Raw genomic sequence first — 19,144 nt, 5'->3', positions numbered from 1 at the left:
CTATTTTGGTACCGAAACACGGCGTTGCCTGGGCTGCACCGTCACAATGACAGCCCGTTCGCGGTGTGTCAACGCGTCAATTGAAGAGACTTTGCCCCCGTTTGGGGAACACCCACGAGCAAAACGCTCAGCATTAACCGCACGGTTGTGCGCCCGTCAACCTGATGATCAGCACCAGTCGGGCGACGCGGTCTCTACTCTGGCGGTCGGCCCAGTTCATGTCGGCCTTGCGCTCCTGCTCCTCGTTTTCTCAATCGTCGCGGTCTTACTCACGTGGCCCAGGAGGTCGCGCGGCTGACGCGTACGGTGCCTCGGTTCCGCCATCGCAGCTGCGGCTTTTATTGTGTGTCGAGAGCACGAAGGCGCGATCTTTTGATCGTCCAGGCTCTGGAAGACGAATCCGATTGACGAATCCTGGACGAGCACGCCCTCTGGCCTCCCGTAGGGGGTTCCGCTTACGGGCCCCCGTTCTGAACCGAGAAGTACCTCGAAGTTTCCATCGACATACCCCGATGTCGGCTCGGGACCAACGAAGTGTAAATTTTGAGGATGCCCCTCCTTGGAATAGCTGACCTTACTGCGCGACTGGGACTCGATCTCGGTACTGGAGTTGAGCCAACTAAAGAAAGTCTCCTGAGCGCTATCAATGTCGAGCTCAGAAACCTACAAGTGCCCCAACCTAGCTCTAAGCAACACAGGCGACAAGTTGCTCTCATTGAGGCTCGCGGTGAACTTCTTGGGACTAGCCAAGCAGGGGCGTCCTCATCTACGGATCTAGTACCCGTCTCGCTCGTGAGCCAGATGATGGAGGCTTTTCAAAAAAACATTGCCAAGGAGCCGATGGTCACGCCGTCACGTCCAGATCCAACCTTGACTATGAGAACAAACGTCAGAGCCACAGCCACCCAAGCATCGGCCGATTTTACTAAAGCACGCTCACTACCGTTCGCTGGGGCCGGTGCGCTAATACTTTCGACGTACGGACTTCGAACCTACTTCAACGTTGGCGACGTGGAACTCCCATCGACAATGTTTTATCCACTCTTTTGGGCAGCAGTCATCGTCATCGCATACGGGTACCTCGCATCCACCATGGCCCAGAGGAAAGCCAGCGGTATCCTGCGGGCGCTTTATAATCCGGACGTCCAAGAAGAAGCTTTGAACCGTCTCGAAGAGGAATCCTCAGACTATTTCGGCAGCCACAGCCAGAGAATCATTGAGATGGATGGCGCACCCGGAAGATCACATCGGGCTATTGACGACGGTGCTGGAATCATCGTCAATCGAAGCCTGTATCTATATGCTCTACGCGATGTCGCTTACAGGGGCAGGACTCGGAGGTCTTTTGTTGATCTTTTGTCCACGATAGACCTAGCGGCAGCGACTGAAGACGCTACCGGGTTGGCATTGGACCGCCTCTGCGACTTGAAAATAATTGAGCCCGTCGTTCACGAGCGCCGCCAAGCGTTCAGACTCATATCGGGGCCGCCTAGGCACCACGGTGACTGAAGCCGAGGCCGCGAACGCAACAAGCCAAGCGGCAAAATCTGCTTAGCGCAGGCTCATTGCGCCAGGAAAGCCAATGCGGAGCTGATAAGACTGAATCTGATATCCAAATTTCCGCGGTACGGAGTGCTTTGCGCTGTCGCGTTGAGGGATCTCATGTGACACATAGCAATACGGGAGGCAGGAGCCGGTGGCACGACTAGGCGTTTGGTGTGGCTGTCCCACTCAACGTTCCCCTGCGACACAGCGCCGGCGCACTCGGCCGCCGGATGGTTTGGCCCCAGATCTGTCCCGTTCGTCGTCCCTCTACCGGACACCTGGAAGATCGAGGTCCAGTACATACGTCTGCGACGGACGTCCCAACAGAGAATGCGGGTATGGCTCTCCCAGCGATCGGCAATAACTTGAAGGAGAGACCGCTCATGGCCATGCCCAGCAAGCGCGGCTGTTGCCCCAGTTAGCAGAGCGCCGCCGAGCCCGCGCCCCTGAACGCCAGGAGCGACAGCGAGCAGACCGATGACAGGCGAGTCGGGTGGATCACTGGCGAGACCCAAACCCGGTTTAGTTGCGAGTACAAACCCGACGAGCCCAGCGACTGCATCCTAGGTCACGATCCAACATTCTGAATTGTCGAACTTGAGTCGAGCTCGCTCGGCTACTCCATCGACCGACTCAGCATTGCGAGCGACGCACGCCGCGACCCGAAGCGAAACGAAAGCCGCCGCATCCTCTGCTGTGCCACTTCGAAACACGGAATCGTTCTCCCCCCACGGATTCTCCATGTATCGAGTCTCCCACCCGCTTCGATGATCCTCCGGCAACTCGATCACTGTCCTTCACCCGCAAATTCCTGAAACTGCGACATCGTGAACCCTGTCGTCGTCCCGCATTGGGAATGCGGCGTTCGTGCAGCGTCTAACCGCGGAACCTGGCAATAGGGGGTATTAGCGCTCCCCGGCGCGATAATCGGGTTCATGCTACATATCAGCCCGGACGGGCCAGCCCTCACGGTCAAGCAGGCGAAAATCCTTGATGACGAGTTCTTTCAGGCGCGGCCGCTGGCTTACTTTTCTGCGCGAATCGCGGCACTTTTAAATGCACTCAGCGACCAAAGCACGGTCACTAACGTCAACGCCACTGGGTTTCTCGAGGCGCTGGGCGACGCAGAGCTGGCGTCCATCTTGGATCACGGAGAAAGTGACAGAGATCTCCAGGTGGCACTCGATTCCGTTTCGGTACGCCACCACGCCGCGGAAGCGCTGGTTCGGATGCTACATGCTGTGGTTGTATCCAAGACTCGACCCGGGGACGCTGTTTGCGTCTGGGCTGCAATCGCCGACGGACCAAACAGCCTGCATACGGTGGCGCAGGAGTTGGCCGAAGCACTGAATGGCGACACGAGTGCCTTTGCTCGAGCCTTCTTTCCGGCGAGCAAAGCGCACAGTTCAGAGGAAGTCCAAGCCTTTGGCATTGCCTGGGCATGGGTGCTTCGGTCAATCCAGCTCCTCACGGACAACAACTTGACGGTCAACGCTGCCCACAACAAAGTGAAACACGGTCTGGCCGTCCGAACGAGAGACGACGTTCGCATCGAACTATTGAGGGGCGACGGGCCCATCGAAGACGGCACCATTCCCTTGAGCAGCTTTGGCCCAGACAAGTCCATCGTGATCTTCGATCGGCCGATGATCACATATCTGGCTCGGCCCTACCCTCCCCACAAGCAAGGGCTCGAATTGGTTTCCCTGCGCATCGACCCGCCGGCGGTCCTTGCAGAAGGGTGGATGATCTCGTGGGTCTACGCATCACTGTTCCATGTGGCGGCAGCGAACCACGGCAGCACGCCGGAGGGAGGACTGGCGCCTTACCCTGCGCCCCGAACTGGTCCAACACCCGCCCAGCTTCTAGAAAACTCAGGTGCAGCGGCCCTTGGATACCGCGGCTCGGTGACGACGTCGCCTGACCAATCCTTCGAACCGCGACCCTCAGGAGTCTTCTTTCCGGGATTTTTCCAGGAGATGACGATCGACTTTGAGAACGTTACAACGGCCACTGTCGTTGACTAGCTGCCGTTACCTGAGGGCGCGCAGGCGGCGCCCGAATCGCCCATCCACTTCGACATTGCTCGACCACAAGGCGATCCCACGCGTGACTCCAACTGCTCTTCGGCGACCAGAGGGGCTGGCCGCGGTTCGGTGCCCGTGAAAGGCCGGGTTGCGGCCGGTCCAGGCTGCAGTCAGATGCCACGTAAAAGTGCCATGACCCTATGATTAGCTTTTGAATGACATGAGCTGGGGAAGGCGCAAGGCATGGGGAAGCTGGGACTGACGGCGACCGAGATCGGTTGGAAGATTCACGCGTCCGCTGAAGTGGTCAATCTCCTGCTGTTGGAGAAGGGGCTCACTTACGGCGTCCCTGGTTGTTACGGCATCACGGAATCGGGCAAGATATTCGGCGTGGAGCGTAGCGCCCTCAAGAACAATTCGTTCGGCACCTTCGAGTGGAACAACTGGGATGAGAGCGTCATTGCGGAGCTTGGCGCCACTCCCGAGAAGATCGCCGATATGACCGATGCTTTGAAGGCTGCGCGGGCAGCGAAGAGGTTGGCCGGCCGTGCCGAAGCGGAGGATGCGTTTGTCGCGTTCATGGCTGAAAAGGTGTCCCACGTCAGCGATGGGGGCTCGAAGGGCAGTCTGACCGCCGGTCAGAAGACGGTCATCGTCGTCGTAGCGGGTGTGGCCGTCATCGTCGGAGGCGTCTTGATCTACCAGGGCGTGAAGCGGTACAAGCGCAAGAAGGCGGAGCAGGTCGAACGCGATGAAGACACCGCGTTGTGACGACGAAGCGCCGCGCAGCCGAAGCTGACGTCCGTCACTTGGCGCGTGGATGCGGGCTGAGCCAGTTGGGAAGACGAGAGTCTCGTGGTGGCCTCTCGGACGCACCTGCGATCGGGAGCGTGCGGATGGCTAGGGCTTCGTACCTGGGGGCCCAGGCTGGACAAACACGATCCTGTTCGTCGCTGCGTCGTAATTGCCATAGTCGGCGCGATTCGCCTGACATTGAACGACACGACCGCTCGCCCTGGAGCGAACTCAGCCAACCAGGACTCAAAGAGACGTCCGTGAAGGTTGCGCATTCGACATTAGAGCGGGAAGTGTCGATCGAGTGACCAGAGAGCCCAATTGATGTGCGGACACTGCGTGCAGTGGTTCGGTTAGGCGCAGCTCTCCGGGCGCGTTCGATGTCTGCTTGATGAGGGTAAGCCTGGCCCCGTCTGACGTGCCCCTAGGCTGTGACGGGGGCAGGAGCATCCGTTCTTGAGGATTTTCTACGGGCAAGAGCACGGGGCGAATCATGGAATATATCGGAAGTCGCGTCATCAATGCATCGAGGGCGACGATTGCGAACATTCTCGCCGATATTCGCCGCCTGCCGGAATGGAATCCTGCGATTCTTTCTGTCACAGCCGGCGATCCGGTTACGCGGATTGGCAAGCCGTACCCGATTCGAGCCAAACTGCCTGGTTCACCCACGATCACTTACGAACAGGTGTCTACGGATTGCGTTGTCTGGCGCCTAGACGGACTGCAGGCGCATGAAACAGGGTCCTGGAAACTCGTTTCAGTTGCTGATCACAAGACCGAGGTAACCCACACCATCACTCACAGCGGAGCAATCTTTCGCATGCTTACCGGCATCTTCCGGACTGTGCCCGGCCTGAGGCTCGATCGTTTGCAGCACCGAGCAGAATACGCTCAGGAGCGCACCAGACCACGGGACGTGAACGATCCTCCCGAGGTTTTGGGTTGATTGCTTCAACGGCCTTCGTGCGAGCAGGTACACCGTGCATGTAAGTGAATTCGGCCACTCAGACGGCCCTCCGGTGCTTCTGCTACACGGCGGCGGAGTAGCAGGCTGGATGTGGACCTCGCTTCGACGAACCCTCGAAGCGACACACAAAGTAGTCGTTCCCGATCTTCCGGGCCACGGTCACAGTGCCGATAAGCCGTATCAATCACACACCGAGACCGTAAACGCTCTCAGCCAGATACTGGTGCGTGGCGGTTCGAATCCCACGGCAGTCATCGGATTCTCCTTGGGCGCACAGCTCGCCATCGAACTCGCATCGAAGTACCCCGAACTCGTCGATCGCGTGATGGTAGTCAGCGCCCAAGCCAAAGCGATGCCCTTTCCCGGACTCACCCTTCGCGCACTCGGGGCCGCTGCACCCTTGGCGCGAAATCGCAGGTTCGCCCGACTTCAGGCCCGGGAGCTGTTGGTGCCGGCAGAGTTGATGGACGAGTACATCGACACGAGTGCCCACATCACCAAAACCACGTTGCTCGCCGCAGTCGGTGACAACATGCGATTCGAGTTACCGGCAACGTGGTCAGAGTTTCGCGGTCAAACACTCGTAATGGTCGGCAGTCGGGAGCGCGCCTTGATGCGTGACTCCGCCGAGATCATTCACGCGGCCCTGCCTAGCAGCGACATGGAAATCGTCCCTGGCCGTGGCCATGGAATACCACTTGAATGCCCAGACTGGTTCAACTCTCGCGTTGCCGCGTGGCTTGCACTGCAATAGCTGCATCCGATGCACAGAATCGTGCTCCCGACCGCTTCTTCGTCGCGGACCACTAATCGTAGGGCCGCAGAACAGCATCGCTATGAGACGGGTTCGCGTCCCTGTCCCGTAGGGGGTTCCGCTGTGGCACCCGGCTGCGGCGGTCTGGCTCGGCACAGGTAGCCTCTCCCTATGGAAGATGAGTTGACCATTTCGATCGCCACCCACGCCGACGACGCTGTCGCCGAAGAGATTCGCCGATTGCTTCCGCAGCTGTCACAGACAGCTATGTTCGACAGGGAGATTCTCAATCGGATGCTGGAGAACGAGTCAGTCGATCTCTTCCTGGCGCGGCTCGCTGGCCGGGTTGTCGGAATGGCCACCCTCGTAACGTTTCCCATTCCGACTGGGGTCCGGGGTCACATCGATGACGTTGTGGTGGACGAACTCACCCGTGGCCGAGGGATCGCTCGTGAATTATTGACCGCGATGATTGCCAGAGCGCAGGCGTTGGGAGTGCGGAGCCTGGACCTGACGTCGCGCCCATCCAGAGAATCCGCAATCCGGCTTTACGAGGCCTCCGGATTCGTGCGCCGTGATTCCGTTTTGTTTCGATACCAGCCCATCGATTCTCGATGAGAGATTCCCTTCCGGGTGCACGGAAAACAAAGCCCTGAGACTGCACATTCGCGGAACCGTCCCGTAGGGGGTTCCCCTGTGGAACTGGATCAAGGCCGGTCTTGGACCATGCACGGGGCGGATGTGCCTACGGCCGAGCGGTGTGTGGGACCATGCAGTCATGAGGATAGCCAGGGCAGCTCGAGTCTTAACCGTTGTTCCGATTGCCTTGACCATGAGCGGGTGTCAGGCGGTGCTGGAGCCTCGGTCGACTATGGGGGTCGATGATGTGGTGGCTGTTTTCACGGCGCAGGCTGACCTTCCCATGACGGATCCACGCGACATTACCGCCGACGCCTGTGCCACAAACGACGCCTGCATAGCGGCGGTACGGTCAGAAGAAATTTCGATTTACCGTTTTGCGTCGCCGAACGACGCGGAGAAATTCGCGGAAACACTTGGCGATAACGGCCATCAATCCGACTGGATTGTCTTGGAATATCCAGGAGCCAAATTCGATTCCGATCCCACTAAATCGTCGCATGCCGGCCTTATCGACTCCATGTGGACGAGCGACTGACGACAACCAGCGAGTCAATCACCGGGACGTAGCAGGTCCCGCAGAGGGTTCCGTTTACGGGCGCCTATCTCGGGCCGTTGCCCTGCAGCGACGCCATCCGGCAATAGCAACGGACATCGCCATCACGCCGAGGGTGACCAGTACGAAGGTGGGAGTTGGAGTCATGCGGCTCGCTATCTCTTTCGGAACGCTCAGGTGAGCTTCTTGAGCATCTTCACCGAAGTTGTTTCGTACCCAAGCGAGTTGTAAAGCCCCCGGGCGCCGGTGTTGAATCCGAAGACGCTCAGGCCGAGAGACTGCGCTCCGTGTGAGTGTGCGTATTCCTCGCCGAGGAGCATTGCCGCTCTCCCGAAACCCTGACCACGCTGGTCAACGTTGATGACAACGTCCCAGACCCACCACGCCCCTGGATCGGCGCTGACGTCCTGTCCGATCCACAGGTATCCCACTGCCGCACCCGCCTCGTTCATGACGTGAAAGACCTCATTGCCAGGGCTCGGAGCACCATCCGGGAACAAACGAGCCATGCTCTCGACGGCTCTGCGTTGAGCTTCCTCATGCGATCCACCCTGGGTAACCAAATCACTTACGTATTCGGTGCAGCTGCGGTCCAACCACGCTGGGAACTCGCTGGTGAGGATTCGCTGAAGGGTCACTGTCATCCGTCAATTCTTCCAGACAAGTGTCGCCGGCCAACGATTCCTGGTCGCAGCAGATTCGGTTTATGCGACCCCATCTGATGCTATATTTGTATAGCACTCTGAGGAGGGATGCCATATGCCGCAAATCAATCTCCGCGTTGACGATGAAACGGATCATCGCCTGCAATATCTGTCGGAGCGCACTGGGCGGTCGAAAACGTTTTATGCGACCGAAGCATTGACCCAGTATCTGGACGAGAACGAAGACTATCTCTTGGCCAAGGATGCGCTCGAGGAATTCACTCAGTCCAACGACGACGCCATTGACCTCGCCGATGTGGTCTGGCCTGTGTGAGCTACACGATCAGATTCACCCCGAAGGCAGCGAAGCAGGTCAGGAAACTCGACTCGGCCGCCGCGAAACGGATTCGTGATTTTCTTGAGCAGAGGCTTTCCGTACTAGACAATCCGCGCCAGCTCGGTAAAAAGCTCGTTAACGAAGAATTCTGGCGTTACAGGGTCGGCGACTACCGAATCCTCACAAATATTGACGACGATCAAATCCTCATCCTCATTGTCGAGGTTGCACATCGTCGCGAGGTCTACAACAGGCTCTAAACACAGCAGCGGCGCCGCTCGACGCGCCAAGTTCGATATTGCCAGCGAAACGAGACGTGTCCCGCAGAGGGTTCCCCTTTCGCGCACCGGGTCCGGCCCCCGGCGGCGTTGACCTTCTCGCGCGTGGGCATGATTCGCAACATCCTGATTGTCGCTCGAGGCGTGGACGTGCCGTTCACTAGCGAGATTTCATCGGCCCGGCTGAGGTGTCGGCAGCGGCGTTCGGCTCTGTTAGATTTAGAAAAACTGCAGGACCGACGTTTAGGGGAACGGATGAATAGACGAAGACTTGCTTTGGCCGTGGGAGTGTTCGTGCTCCTGGCTCCGGTGTTGAGTGCCTGCACGGGGCCACCGGAACCTGGGCCTAGGTCACCGTCAGCAACAAGTTCTTCGGTGGACTCTTCGACATCGTCTACGCCCGTTCCCCAGTCAATCAAGCCGCCCGCCGCAACGGGCACGACACTCGGAACGTGGGTGAGCCTACCCAACACGGCACGTGGCGGTCCTATCGATTCTCACGGCGAAGGCCTATGGGTCGCCCTCAACTGCGCGGGGAGCGGAACGGTGACGGTCGACATCGGCGACGTTACGTCGTCCACATTTCAGTGCACCTCAGACGACACGATGGCCTATGCCAATCACTTCAACCAGGCGCACGGACAAGCAACCGTCTCCGTGTCCGCAACGGGAGATGTTATATGGGGACTAACGATCTCCAGCACGCCGGTCACCAACTCGACACAAGGCTGAGACCGATGCCCAGCGGCCGCGACTCGCCGCCGGTGCAGCACAGGTGTGTCGTCGATTTGTCCCCGGATGAGGTTCCCAAGTGACACGGCATCGGCTCGCTCGGCCATCGGTCAGTTTGGACCAAGATCTGTCGCGCCGGCCGTCCCCTTGTGAGCCGGCCGGCTGACCTCGGAACCGAGACCACAGGAACCACGATTTGCGTCGCGCATCAACTTTTCCACGACTGCCTTGATCGAAGACCAAGACGGGGGTAAGGAGTTCGCCCAACAGAATCTTTTCCCCGAAAAAGCGTTGGCAGGTCTTAATACTGCAATGCTTTTCTATCCTCCGAGGAGAACCCCGTGCACGAAGATGATCGCCGGGAATGTCGCGGTGAACGCCCAAAAGAAAATGTCAAGGCCAATTAGTACGGCGGTTCCGAGATGGAGCATGGCCCCGGCGAAAAGAAACGCGACCAGTACGCCAGGCGGAGCCACAAGGGCTACGGGAAAAATGATTTCCACGCCGATAACTGACCATCCGACGAAGCCTCCAAGCCAGGGTCGCCTACGAATTACGGCTGCGGCCGTGGAATGTCCATATGTAGCCGTGTTGAGAATGCTCTGCATCGCTGATCCTTGACGCCATTGTGCGTTGGATATCTTCGATATCCCCGCAGCGAAATATGCCAACAAAGCCTGCGCCGCGATGAAATACAAACCCACGGCTTGAAAAGGACTCGACGTTGGAATCAGGAAGGTGAATGCCAAGCCCGCAAGGATGATGACCGATATTTGATTGGAGCCATCTTTGCCATAGCGAATTTGATAGGCCAGGAAAAGGCTTGACAGCAAAATGATCGTCACGTAAGCGGCGTAGAGCAGGTTGCTTTGAAACGGAGTGATGAGGGCTATGGAACAGACGATTCGAGCAATCACAACGACACGTAGCCACACTGAGCCGCTGTGCCCGACCATCCATCCACGTGACCCACCGTGTGACCTAGCGAGGATCTGTTTACTATTCCAGTCAAACAGCCCGCTCAATCCGAATTCTTTCAAGCTGAAGAGTAATTGCAGAGAACCTTGAAGAATGCCTATGCCCACGATGACGGCGGTAATTCGTGCGGCGCTCTCGATTGTCAACATGGCTTATGACACCGGGTGAGTCAGCGAATAGAAACGAACGAGTGGCACAGATGCTCCGCTTGGACCGCGTGTTTCAATCAAAGCGAATTGGTATAAGGCCTGCGACGACAATGAACCTCCGAGGCGTTTGCGCGCGACGTCAAGCAAGATTATGTATGGCGCGGTGAACTGAAGCCTGTCTGTAGAGCAGTTGATACTGGAAAGCGCCAGCAGCTGGAACAATTCAATCATGCCCTCTCGGTAGCGTTTTCGAGGGTTCCAAAGTGGATAGAGAATTCCTCTCGGGGATAAATTCAACTCCAACCATGGGCTGAAGCTCGTTTCCTTGTCGCGACTGCGATAGACAAAGTGATAGTTGCTCGCACCGGGATCTGGCGTGAAAAACGACCATTTTGGTACGAGTGTGAACCGGTCAAACCGTGTCGTTAGCCGGCTGAGCCGATTATTTTTCTGAAATGCGATCGTCAGTAAGAACCAGACAGAGAAAACAACCATTCCAGTAACGCCGAAGACGGAGCTTGCAATATCACTCATCATGTGGACTTCCCCAGATCGAATCGGTCGGCGAACAACTTGTAACGCAAGCCACTTGACGAGCGAACTCGTAGCGGAATCGTTTACCGATTTTGGTAGCAGGCAGCTGTTGGTGATTTGAGAACAGGAAGCAGAGTCCGGTTCACTTCGATCGGGCGGCCCTCGCGCGCGCCTGGAAGGCTCGAAGAACCTCCAACGTCTGTGCCGGTCGGTGCTCTACAGGTACTTCTGCAAGCTCGTCGCTCATACCCTCGGTGTCGCACCGTATAGCCGAACCCCCGTCCGTGACGATCCAGTCGTCCTGGGGGTCGACAGGGGTGACGAGGCTGTCGAGGGTCGAGAGTTCTAGATCCGTGAGGCTGATGGCCATGTGCGTTCCGTCTTTCGGTCTCGGAGAATATTTACAGACGCGCTCTCACTATGAATCCAGAATAACTTGCGGTCGCTCATAATCTAGCGGGCCGGTCCACAGAAACGAAAGCTGTGAAGGTTCAACAGCCTGATATTTATTCTCAAAATTGTCTTTCGTCAACAATGAAAAAAGAGCATGACAGACATCTCAGTTCGTTAAAGGAAGGCCTTGCATCGCAGTGTTCTGGGGTCGCGGAGCATCAACCCGCCATCCGCGCTGAGTGCGATTACCTCCCGACGGCAGGAACTCTCTCGCATGCCGTTCAAGGTTGCTGTTTGACAGGGTCACAGTCGGGTAGCGCTAATCGTTGCGCGCGGTTATTAGCGCCGTGTCAGAGTCAGAACTTGCTTGCAGTTCAGATCGAAACAGCCACCAAACGATTACGCCACAGCAGATGAAAAGGGTGCCGCTCGCCAGGAACGGCACGGACAAGGACAGCGACGAAGCGAGGACCCCGCCGAGGGCTGCTCCCACAGTGAGACCGATAAGACCGAGGACCTTTGACGATGCGTTGACCCGCCCTCGGAGGTGCTCGGGGACAACGCGCTGCCGAAGCGAGCTCACGCAGATACCCCACACGACGGAGTGCAGGATGTACACGGTTAGGAGAGCCGCGGCTACCCATGGAATCCGGACGAACGCGAGCGCGAACATGGATGCGGCGCCGAGGCAGAGACTGCCCACGATCGTCCATCCGTATCCCGCACGTGAACGCAGTGGAGCAGTGATGATCGAACCGACAAGACCGCCGAGTGCTGACACCGCCAGAATCAGGCCGTACCCGGCGGAGCCAAGTCCTAGAGTCTGCTGAGCAAATAACACCAGAACGGAAAACGGCATCATGTATGCGACACTCGCGAGCCCGCCAACTACAGCCAGGCCGCGCAATAAACGGTGGCCCCGAAGCCACCTGGCACCGTCCGCGGCTTCACGAAACACGGATCGGCGAGGCGAGGGAAGGGCGTTGACGACGCCCCGACGCGGGAGCGCGAGGAAGAAGAACCCGGCCGCTGCATAGAGGCCGCCAGCGGCCAGGACCGGAACCGCCACCCCGAGGGCGAACAGGAGGCCGCCCAGTGGTGGCCCAGCGAATTCATCGGCGAGGAGTTGAGCTGCCGAGATGCGGCTGTTCGCCTGGTCTAGTTTGTTCGCTGGAACGACCGACGGCAGGATCGACAGGGCTGCGTTGTCCGCGGCGGTCTCCAGGATTCCGACGCCCGCAAGGACGACATACAGGAGCGGAACGGATCCGAAACCGATTGCGAACAAGACCGCCATCATGATCAACAGCGACGCTCGGCTGAGATTCGTGATCCACAGGATCGTTCGACGGTCGTAGCGATCGACGTAGACCCCGACCGGAACCACCACAAGCAACCGCATCGCCGAGTATATGGCGGCAAGGCCGGCGATGAGAATGGCATCCGTCGTCAATGATGTTGCCAGCAGCGGTATCGCCACAAAAATCAAGCCGTCGCTCAGGTTACCGGCCGCATTGCCCGCCCAAAGCTGCCTGAACCCTCTACCTAACGACACGAACAAACCCTAGCCGCCCCGAGCCATCAAGCCGCCAAGAGACGTCCCGTACAAGGTTCCCCGTGAGGGCTCTCTCGTGAGCGCTTTGCCGCAAGCCGCTGCGGCAGCTCTGGCACTCGCAGGGCGTCGGTCAGGCGGTGAGCAACGCGAGCGGGATGACCGCCACGCCATCCTGTCGGCGATAGGCGTGGGTGCCAGTGTTGATGACAACGAGGTCGACAATTTGGTCGGGAAGTGACTCCTTCAGCCACAGCAGGTGGCGAACGTCCTGGTCGGTGATGGCGGACTTGAGCTTGACTTCAAGACCGACAGCTTCTGCGTCTTCTCGGTGGATGACGAAGTCAATCTCGTGTCGCCCATCATGGTCGCGGAAAGGCGACAGCTGCGCGTCGTTCGCCGCCGCATAGGTCTGGAGGCTGAGGGCCACGAGTGCTTCGAAGAAGTCGCCGAGGCGAGTCCGGTCGCGGTTGTTCGTCGCGGGCCCGGTGGCTGACATCAGTTTGACCGCGTTGAGGCCCAGGAGGCGCGGCAGGAAGTAGAGGGCGGTGCCACTGACCCCCGAAGCTGAACATTGGGCTATACCACAGCAGCCCGCGAAGCGCAGTCCCCTCATGAGCCGACGTGTGATCATCTGCGGCAAGTCGTACCTTTCAATTGCACCTGTGTTGAACGCTCAATATGGGCAAAGTCATTGGTGACTACTTGGCAATCCACTACCCACAAGGAAAAGGATTTTTCATGCATAAAAGATTTTCGGAACAGATGCGTCTCAAGCTCTTCACCGTAGCGGCTGCCTCGTCGGCGATCCTGATCGGCATGACCGGACTGGCCCTTAGCACGCCCGCTTCGGCCGCTCCCGCCCCTCAAGCCAACGGTACCGCTGCTGCCGCAGTCCCCGGCGAGCTCGTCGTCGGCTACGTGGCCGGCGCCTCCGCCGACCAGCGCGAGCGTGCTCGCGGGCACGCCTCGGCACGGTTCGCCGAGCGCATCGTCGCCGCGGCCGCCGACCGCACCGAGGTCGAGCTCGTCCGTCTGCCGCAGGGCAAGAACCTGGACGAGGCGATCGCGCAGCTGAAGAGTGACCCCGCCGTCGCCTACGCCGAGCCGAACTACGTCCTGACCCACCAGGCCACCGCCACCGACCCCATCTTCACCAGCACCAATACCTCCCAGGACCTCTGGGGCATGTACGGCGACGCCTCGACCCCCGCCAACGCCTACGGCAGCCAGGCCGCCGAGGCCTGGACCGCCGGCCACACGGGGTCGAAGAGCGTCTACGTCGGCATCATCGACGAGGGCATCCAGTACACCCACCCCGAGCTCAACGGGCAGGTCTGGACCAACCCCTACGAGATCGCGGGGGACGGCATCGACAACGACGGCAACGGCTACGTCGACGACGTCAACGGCTGGGACTTCGCCAACAGCGACAACACTATCTATGACGGTGGCTCCAGAGGCTCGCTCGACAACCACGGCACGCACGTGTCCGGGACCATCGGCGCCAAGGCCAACAACGGGCAAGGCGTAGCTGGCATGAACTGGGATGTGACCCTGATCAGCGGCAAGTTCCTCGGTCGCCAGGGCGGATCCCTGGCCGACGCGGTCAAGTCGGTCGACTACTTCACCGACCTCAAGACCCGCCACGGCCTGAACATCGTGGCGACCAACAACAGCTGGGGCGGCGGCGCCTTCTCCCAGACCCTGCTCGACGCCATCACGCGCGCCAACGCCGCGAACATCCTGTTCGTCGCGGCCGCAGGCAACAGCGGCACGAACAACGACACGACGGCGTCCTACCCGTCCAACTACGACGTCGCCAACGTCATCGCAGTCGCCGCCATCGACCGCAATGGGGCGCTGGCGTCCTTCAGCCAGTACGGCGCCACGACCGTCGACCTCGGCGCCCCCGGAGTCGGTGTCTGGTCGACGACCGCCTTCAACACCTACTCGTCCTACAACGGCACCTCAATGGCCACGCCACACGTCACGGGCGCGGCCGCCCTCTACGCCTCCACGCACCCCGGTGCGACAGCGGCGCAGATCAAGAGCGCGATCCTGAGCTCGGTCGTCCCGACGGCCTCCCTCAGCGGCAAGACGGTCACCGGCGGACGGCTCAACGTCAGCGGCTTCTGACTTAGAAGACGGTCAGCGGGTGTGGTCGGGGCGAGAGCCCGGACCACACCCGCTTCTCGTTGCCGAGCGCCGTCTCCAAGACTGACTGACAGTTCACGACGCCACGCTCAACAACGGGCTCGTCATACACCACGTCCGTGGACTCAACTAGCCGTCATTGCGGCTCTTCTCAGTGTGGTGTTCGGCGCCACAGCGGCGAGTGATCTGGACAGTGTGATCCTCAGCCTCGGCGAACACGTCGGCCGAGTGCTTGCGCAGGTCTGATGATCGCCGAGTCGTGGTGCGAAGGTCATTGATCAGAGTCATGTGATCATCGTGTTCGGAATGCATTCGGAAGTACAGACACTACCGGCGCTGCGCATCAGTCATGATCGCTCTGGACCAGCCGCAGTCATCCAGCGACAGTAACTACTGATAAGACATGGATACCCATGACGAAGTCATGAGCGGAATCTCTGATCGAGGTCCGACCATCTTCACTTGCGGCACGTGCCCACTTCTTGCCCACAATCGTGGCGTTATCATTGCTCAATCATGATCGCTATTGTGAGCGAAAACGACTCTTGATCGACTATTTACCGTCGGGAGGAAGACTGGAAAAGGTCCGCGGTTCGCCCTCCGGGAGGCAGGGGCGGCAGTTCGAATCTGCCTGGGGCACACTCTGAAAGCCCCGGTCACGCCAGTTGCAGCAATTGTTCGTTGCGTTCAGGCTGCAACTATCTGGGCCGATACACATCGGCGCGGTGATCCACCTGCACGACGATGATCACCAGCCGTTCCTCGACGATGTCGTAAATAATGCGATCGGGGCCACGGCGCGCGCTCCACAGACCTTCGAGTTCGCGTTGCAAAGGGTTACCAACTCGCCGCGGGCATCGGGCGAGGTCTCCGTAGACGAACTCAATTATCGCTGGCACAATCCGGGGCGGTACTCCTTGTAAATCTCGGCGGGCCGAACCAGCGAATTCGACCTCGTCGCTCTTCTCGTCGTCCGAGCTCACTTCGACGATCGACGGGAAACGTTGAACTCGGCGCGTATCTCGTCCTCGCCAATCGTGCGACCGTCGACCAGCTCCTGGCGCGCTTGGGCGACGGCAGCAAGAGTCCCGGGCCGAGAGAGCCAAAAGAGCGTCTCCTGCAACGAATTCCATTCATCGGCTCCGATCAACACCGCCACCGGGAATCCATTTTTCGTGATCGTCACCTGCTCGTGAGTGAGCGACACCGCGTCGACGAACTCACTCAGCCGGTCCTTGACCTTAGAAATCGGTAGCGTCTGCATGCCACCGCCGAAGGCCCGAATCCTGGCCATGAGTAGGTCCATATAGTGGCTCTTCTTGGCGATCGTTATCTTGCGGTGAGCGAACGGATCAGTCTGCCGCGCTCTGTCGCGTGTCGTCGCGACCTTTGCGCCCCGGTCATCGGCCGGCCCACATCTCAGCGATTGGGATCTCCCGGTTCAGCACGTTCGATGCGGCGCGGTGGCCGGAGCAAAGCGCCGCGGTGACCGTGGCAGGGTCATCCGTCCAGGTCGCCTCTCCGGCGATGTGGAGCACCCCGCCGACGGGCGTCGCGAGGTCGTCGTGGTCGGCCGTGGTGGCGCCGCGCGTCATGTACGCGTAGGAACCACGAGCAAAGGGATCGTCCTGCCACGCGGTGATGTCAACCCGGGTTGGAAACTCCACCTTGTCGCCGTACAGCCTCCGCAGCTGCGCCAGAACCGAGTCGACAACCTGCAGGTCAGTCCAGTTACGGATCTCGCGGGCCGCAGGCCCGGCGGCGAAAGTCAGCAGGGTAGGCGTTCCGTGCAGGGCCGTCAGGTCGTACCAGGAGTGCCACGCGCGACCCTCGGGTCCTTGTTGCCGGATTGCAAAGACTCCGTCGTCCCAGAATTTCGTCGGAAACCGCAGGAAAATCTTCTCGAACGCGTTCATCGTCAGCCGCCCCAAGGCGCCCACGTTTGGTTCCGGGAGCGGCGGTTCGATGGTGAACTCCGGTGACTGGAGAACCCCGACGGGCACCGTCACGACGGCCGTGTCCGCCGTCAGAATGCCATGGTCTGTCGTGACCGCGACGACCGTTGAGGACCATCGCACGTGGGTGACGACGTGCTCCAGGCGGATGTCGAGTCCGGTCGCGAGGTGCGTGGCCAGTCGGTCATAGCCGTCGGGAAAAACCACCTCGTCACCCTCTATGACATCGTCGTCGAGTCCGTGGGCGGCAAGATCGTCGATCCAAACCCCGTACTGCTCTTCGCTGCGGTGCTGCAAAAACTCCCGCACACGTTCGGCCCGAGCCGGGTGCCAGCCCTGGCCAGCGAGCGCTGTCTCGGTCACGTCGCGGTAGGAGGCATCCGTTTCTGACGCAGCGACCGCCTGGACGAGCGCGGCATCAACCGAGCGGATGTCGTCGGTGAAGGCCCGCGCGGCATCATCGGGGAGTCGCTCACCGCTCGGACCGTAGTACGCGATCGGGCGGCTGTCCGGTTGGTATCCGCCGACCGTGAACTCCACGGTTGGCATCCCAAATGCTGCGGCCGCTGCTGCGACGGGGTTGTCGGTGATGCCGTGGATCCACGATGCGCCGCGGTCGGTGACGAACCCGTCGGCGCGATCCGTGTAGACCCGGCCGCCCACACGGTCGCGGGCCTCGAGCACCACGACGCGGCGGCCGGCGTTCGCCAGCAGTCGAGCAGCGGCCAGCCCCGCCACCCCGGCGCCAACCACGATCGCATCGAAATGTTCCATGCCTAACCTTCTCCTACGGGGGCGAGCAGCGCTGCCAAAGTCGGCTGACATTCAGCCGTGAGCCCACTCTCCCATGCTCGTCCTCGATGACGGCGGCAGGGATCGCTGAGCGTCTGAACTTGACCGTACGGGGGATGCGCATGTTGGGTTGATGCCGCAAACGCTGGCCGATTCCCACGGCCACCGACATTGCATTCGCTCTCGGAATCCTCGCCGTATTCGGCAAGGGCATTCCCTCCCCGTCGGGCGGCACACCACCGCGACCTGCGCACCCGCGAACAGACGGAGCTCCAGACCAGTAGCTAGACTGATTTACCTGATCGGGGAGGTTGTGGATGGCTGGAAAGAACAGCGTCGGGCCGGCCAAGCCCCAGCCGTGATCGAGGCGCTGTGAATCGGCATCGCCTCGCCGGAATCGGCGCGATCACCGTCACGTCCATTCTGTGGGGCACCACCGGAACCGCCGCGACTCTCGCGCCCGGCGTTGGGCCGCTCGCGATCGGCTCAGCGGCTCTCGGCATCGGGGGGATTCTGCAGGCCGTCATCGCCATCCCCGCGCTTCGGGCCGCCCTGCCCGCCGTGCGCGGCAATTTGCGGCTGATCGTTCTCGGCGCGGTGGCGGTCATGATCTACCCCCTGGCCTTCTACAGTTCCATGCACTTCGCGGGCGTCGCGATCGGATCGGTCGTTTCACTCGCCTCCGCGCCCCTCGCCTCCGGCCTCCTCGAATTCCTGCTCGAACACAAACGACTCAGCCGGTGGTGGGCCCTGGCGGCGGGCCTGGGAATCATCGGCAGCACGCTGCTGTGCCTGTCCAAGATGACGGATGCCGCAGAGTCGGCCGGTCAGACCGTGGCCGGCATCTCCCTCGGACTCCTCGCCGGGGCAACCTATGCCACCTATTCCTGGGCAGCACACCGCCTCATGAACCGAGGCATCAGCCGCGCAGCATCGATGGGCTTCGTGTTCGGGCTCGGCGGCACGCTCCTGCTGCCCGTGCTCATTGTCACCGGCGCCCCGCTGCTCGCATCCACCCAGGCCTTCAGCGTTGCCGCGTACATGGCGATCATTCCGATGTTCCTCGGCTACCTTCTGTTCGGCTACGGCCTGACCCGCGTCTCGGCCAGCACCGCCACAACGATCACGCTCACCGAACCGGCGATAGCGGCCATCCTCGCTGTGCTCATCGTCGGCGAACGCCTCACGACGCTCGGCTGGGTCGGCCTCGCGGTCATCGCCGGCGTCCTGGCCATCCTGGCGATTGCCCCGGCCAACGAAGTCGAGCGCAAGACCGCGACCTCAACGCAGAGAATACCCGCCGCGACCCGGTGACCGGCTCGGCGCATGCGCTCGTCAGAGGCTGTCTCGTCAACGG

The 19,144-nt window shown here is 60.3% G+C and carries 21 protein-coding genes and 2 pseudogenes; 12 read left to right on the top strand and 11 right to left on the bottom strand.

Features of this window, described 5'->3' with window-relative positions:
- Positions 1-549 precede the first annotated feature (549 nt).
- Positions 550-1,509, top strand: coding sequence for a hypothetical protein (locus E3T41_RS16070; RefSeq protein WP_134479353.1), 960 nt, complete (start codon positions 550-552; stop codon positions 1,507-1,509).
- Between the two features lie 53 nt (positions 1,510-1,562).
- On the opposite strand, the pseudogene E3T41_RS19125 reads toward E3T41_RS16070, so the two are convergent.
- A pseudogene (locus tag E3T41_RS19125) lies at positions 1,563-2,081 on the bottom strand (hypothetical protein); the annotation flags it as partial.
- Between the two features lie 399 nt (positions 2,082-2,480).
- On the opposite strand from E3T41_RS19125, the gene E3T41_RS16060 reads away from it, so the two are divergent.
- The 6 genes from E3T41_RS16060 (at position 2,481) to E3T41_RS16035 (ending at position 7,268) form a co-directional block, all read left to right on the top strand.
- Positions 2,481-3,572 (top strand): hypothetical protein, encoded by a 1,092-nt coding sequence (locus E3T41_RS16060; RefSeq protein WP_134479351.1) that lies wholly within the window; start codon positions 2,481-2,483, stop codon positions 3,570-3,572.
- A 243-nt stretch (positions 3,573-3,815) separates the two neighbouring features.
- Positions 3,816-4,343, top strand: a complete 528-nt coding sequence (locus E3T41_RS16055) for a hypothetical protein (RefSeq protein WP_134479350.1) — start codon at positions 3,816-3,818, stop codon at positions 4,341-4,343.
- A gap of 517 nt (positions 4,344-4,860) precedes the next feature.
- Entirely contained in the window at positions 4,861-5,316 is a 456-nt protein-coding gene (locus tag E3T41_RS16050) for a hypothetical protein (RefSeq protein ID WP_134479349.1), read from the top strand.
- A gap of 34 nt (positions 5,317-5,350) precedes the next feature.
- Positions 5,351-6,091 carry an alpha/beta fold hydrolase gene (locus tag E3T41_RS16045; protein ID WP_134479348.1) on the top strand — a complete coding sequence of 247 codons (741 nt, stop codon included), beginning with the start codon at positions 5,351-5,353 and terminating at the stop codon, positions 6,089-6,091.
- Positions 6,092-6,262: 171 nt separating this feature from the next.
- Complete coding sequence (locus E3T41_RS16040; RefSeq protein ID WP_092448765.1) at positions 6,263-6,709, top strand: GNAT family N-acetyltransferase; 447 nt, start codon at positions 6,263-6,265, stop codon at positions 6,707-6,709.
- A gap of 253 nt (positions 6,710-6,962) precedes the next feature.
- Positions 6,963-7,268, top strand: a complete 306-nt coding sequence (locus E3T41_RS16035; protein ID WP_134479347.1) for a hypothetical protein — start codon at positions 6,963-6,965, stop codon at positions 7,266-7,268.
- A 191-nt stretch (positions 7,269-7,459) separates the two neighbouring features.
- Here E3T41_RS16035 and E3T41_RS16030 read toward each other — a convergent pair whose 3' ends face one another.
- Positions 7,460-7,795, bottom strand: coding sequence for an N-acetyltransferase (locus E3T41_RS16030; RefSeq protein WP_241991208.1), 336 nt, complete (start codon positions 7,793-7,795; stop codon positions 7,460-7,462).
- Between the two features lie 250 nt (positions 7,796-8,045).
- On the opposite strand from E3T41_RS16030, the gene E3T41_RS16025 reads away from it, so the two are divergent.
- Together E3T41_RS16025 and E3T41_RS16020 are read left to right on the top strand one after the other, a co-directional pair.
- Positions 8,046-8,264 (top strand): TraY domain-containing protein, encoded by a 219-nt coding sequence (locus tag E3T41_RS16025; protein WP_092448772.1) that lies wholly within the window; start codon positions 8,046-8,048, stop codon positions 8,262-8,264.
- Positions 8,261-8,527, top strand: coding sequence for a type II toxin-antitoxin system RelE/ParE family toxin (locus E3T41_RS16020; protein ID WP_092448773.1), 267 nt, complete (start codon positions 8,261-8,263; stop codon positions 8,525-8,527). Before E3T41_RS16025 ends, E3T41_RS16020 begins: the two co-directional genes overlap by 4 nt.
- A 1,070-nt stretch (positions 8,528-9,597) precedes the next feature.
- Here E3T41_RS16020 and E3T41_RS16015 read toward each other — a convergent pair.
- The 5 genes from E3T41_RS16015 to E3T41_RS15995 all read right to left on the bottom strand — a co-directional run bounded on the left by E3T41_RS16015 (position 9,598) and on the right by E3T41_RS15995 (position 13,517).
- Entirely contained in the window at positions 9,598-10,404 is an 807-nt protein-coding gene (locus E3T41_RS16015) for a hypothetical protein (protein ID WP_092448774.1), read from the bottom strand.
- A gap of 3 nt (positions 10,405-10,407) precedes the next feature.
- Positions 10,408-10,941: a hypothetical protein gene (locus E3T41_RS16010; RefSeq protein WP_134479345.1), complete on the bottom strand. Its 534-nt coding sequence runs from the start codon at positions 10,939-10,941 to the stop codon at positions 10,408-10,410.
- A 139-nt stretch (positions 10,942-11,080) separates the two neighbouring features.
- Positions 11,081-11,308: a hypothetical protein gene (locus E3T41_RS16005; protein ID WP_092448775.1), complete on the bottom strand. Its 228-nt coding sequence runs from the start codon at positions 11,306-11,308 to the stop codon at positions 11,081-11,083.
- 342 nt (positions 11,309-11,650) lie between these two features.
- The gene (locus tag E3T41_RS16000; protein WP_134479344.1) at positions 11,651-12,886 is read right to left on the bottom strand and encodes an MFS transporter; all 1,236 of its coding nucleotides are present in this window, start codon (positions 12,884-12,886) and stop codon (positions 11,651-11,653) included.
- Between the two features lie 130 nt (positions 12,887-13,016).
- Complete coding sequence (locus E3T41_RS15995) at positions 13,017-13,517, bottom strand: DUF4143 domain-containing protein (protein ID WP_241991211.1); 501 nt, start codon at positions 13,515-13,517, stop codon at positions 13,017-13,019.
- A gap of 107 nt (positions 13,518-13,624) precedes the next feature.
- Between E3T41_RS15995 and E3T41_RS15990 the strand changes: the two genes are divergently transcribed.
- Positions 13,625-15,022 (top strand): S8 family peptidase, encoded by a 1,398-nt coding sequence (locus E3T41_RS15990; protein WP_198416441.1) that lies wholly within the window; start codon positions 13,625-13,627, stop codon positions 15,020-15,022.
- A 147-nt stretch (positions 15,023-15,169) separates the two neighbouring features.
- Here E3T41_RS15990 and E3T41_RS15985 read toward each other — a convergent pair whose 3' ends face one another.
- The 4 genes from E3T41_RS15985 to E3T41_RS15970 form a co-directional block, all read right to left on the bottom strand.
- Entirely contained in the window at positions 15,170-15,328 is a 159-nt protein-coding gene (locus E3T41_RS15985; protein WP_241991207.1) for a hypothetical protein, read from the bottom strand.
- Between the two features lie 410 nt (positions 15,329-15,738).
- The gene (locus tag E3T41_RS15980) at positions 15,739-16,023 is read right to left on the bottom strand and encodes a type II toxin-antitoxin system RelE/ParE family toxin (protein WP_134479342.1); all 285 of its coding nucleotides are present in this window, start codon (positions 16,021-16,023) and stop codon (positions 15,739-15,741) included.
- Complete coding sequence (locus E3T41_RS15975) at positions 16,020-16,334, bottom strand: type II toxin-antitoxin system Phd/YefM family antitoxin (RefSeq protein WP_304996486.1); 315 nt, start codon at positions 16,332-16,334, stop codon at positions 16,020-16,022. Before E3T41_RS15975 ends, E3T41_RS15980 begins: the two co-directional genes overlap by 4 nt.
- 106 nt (positions 16,335-16,440) lie before the next feature.
- Positions 16,441-17,769 carry an NAD(P)/FAD-dependent oxidoreductase gene (locus tag E3T41_RS15970; RefSeq protein ID WP_134479341.1) on the bottom strand — a complete coding sequence of 443 codons (1,329 nt, stop codon included), beginning with the start codon at positions 17,767-17,769 and terminating at the stop codon, positions 16,441-16,443.
- 164 nt (positions 17,770-17,933) lie between these two features.
- On the opposite strand from E3T41_RS15970, the pseudogene E3T41_RS15965 reads away from it, so the two are divergent.
- Together E3T41_RS15965 and E3T41_RS15960 are read left to right on the top strand one after the other, a co-directional pair.
- Positions 17,934-18,008: pseudogene (locus tag E3T41_RS15965) on the top strand (Na+/H+ antiporter NhaA); the annotation flags it as partial.
- Positions 18,009-18,159: 151 nt separating this feature from the next.
- Entirely contained in the window at positions 18,160-19,101 is a 942-nt protein-coding gene (locus tag E3T41_RS15960) for a DMT family transporter (RefSeq protein WP_134479340.1), read from the top strand.
- Positions 19,102-19,144 lie beyond the last annotated feature (43 nt).

It is taken from the genome of Cryobacterium sp. Hh38, from assembly GCF_004403235.1.
Classification (GTDB): Bacteria; Actinomycetota; Actinomycetes; order Actinomycetales; family Microbacteriaceae; genus Cryobacterium; species Cryobacterium levicorallinum.
This window is presented reverse-complemented; position numbering and strand designations above follow the sequence as displayed.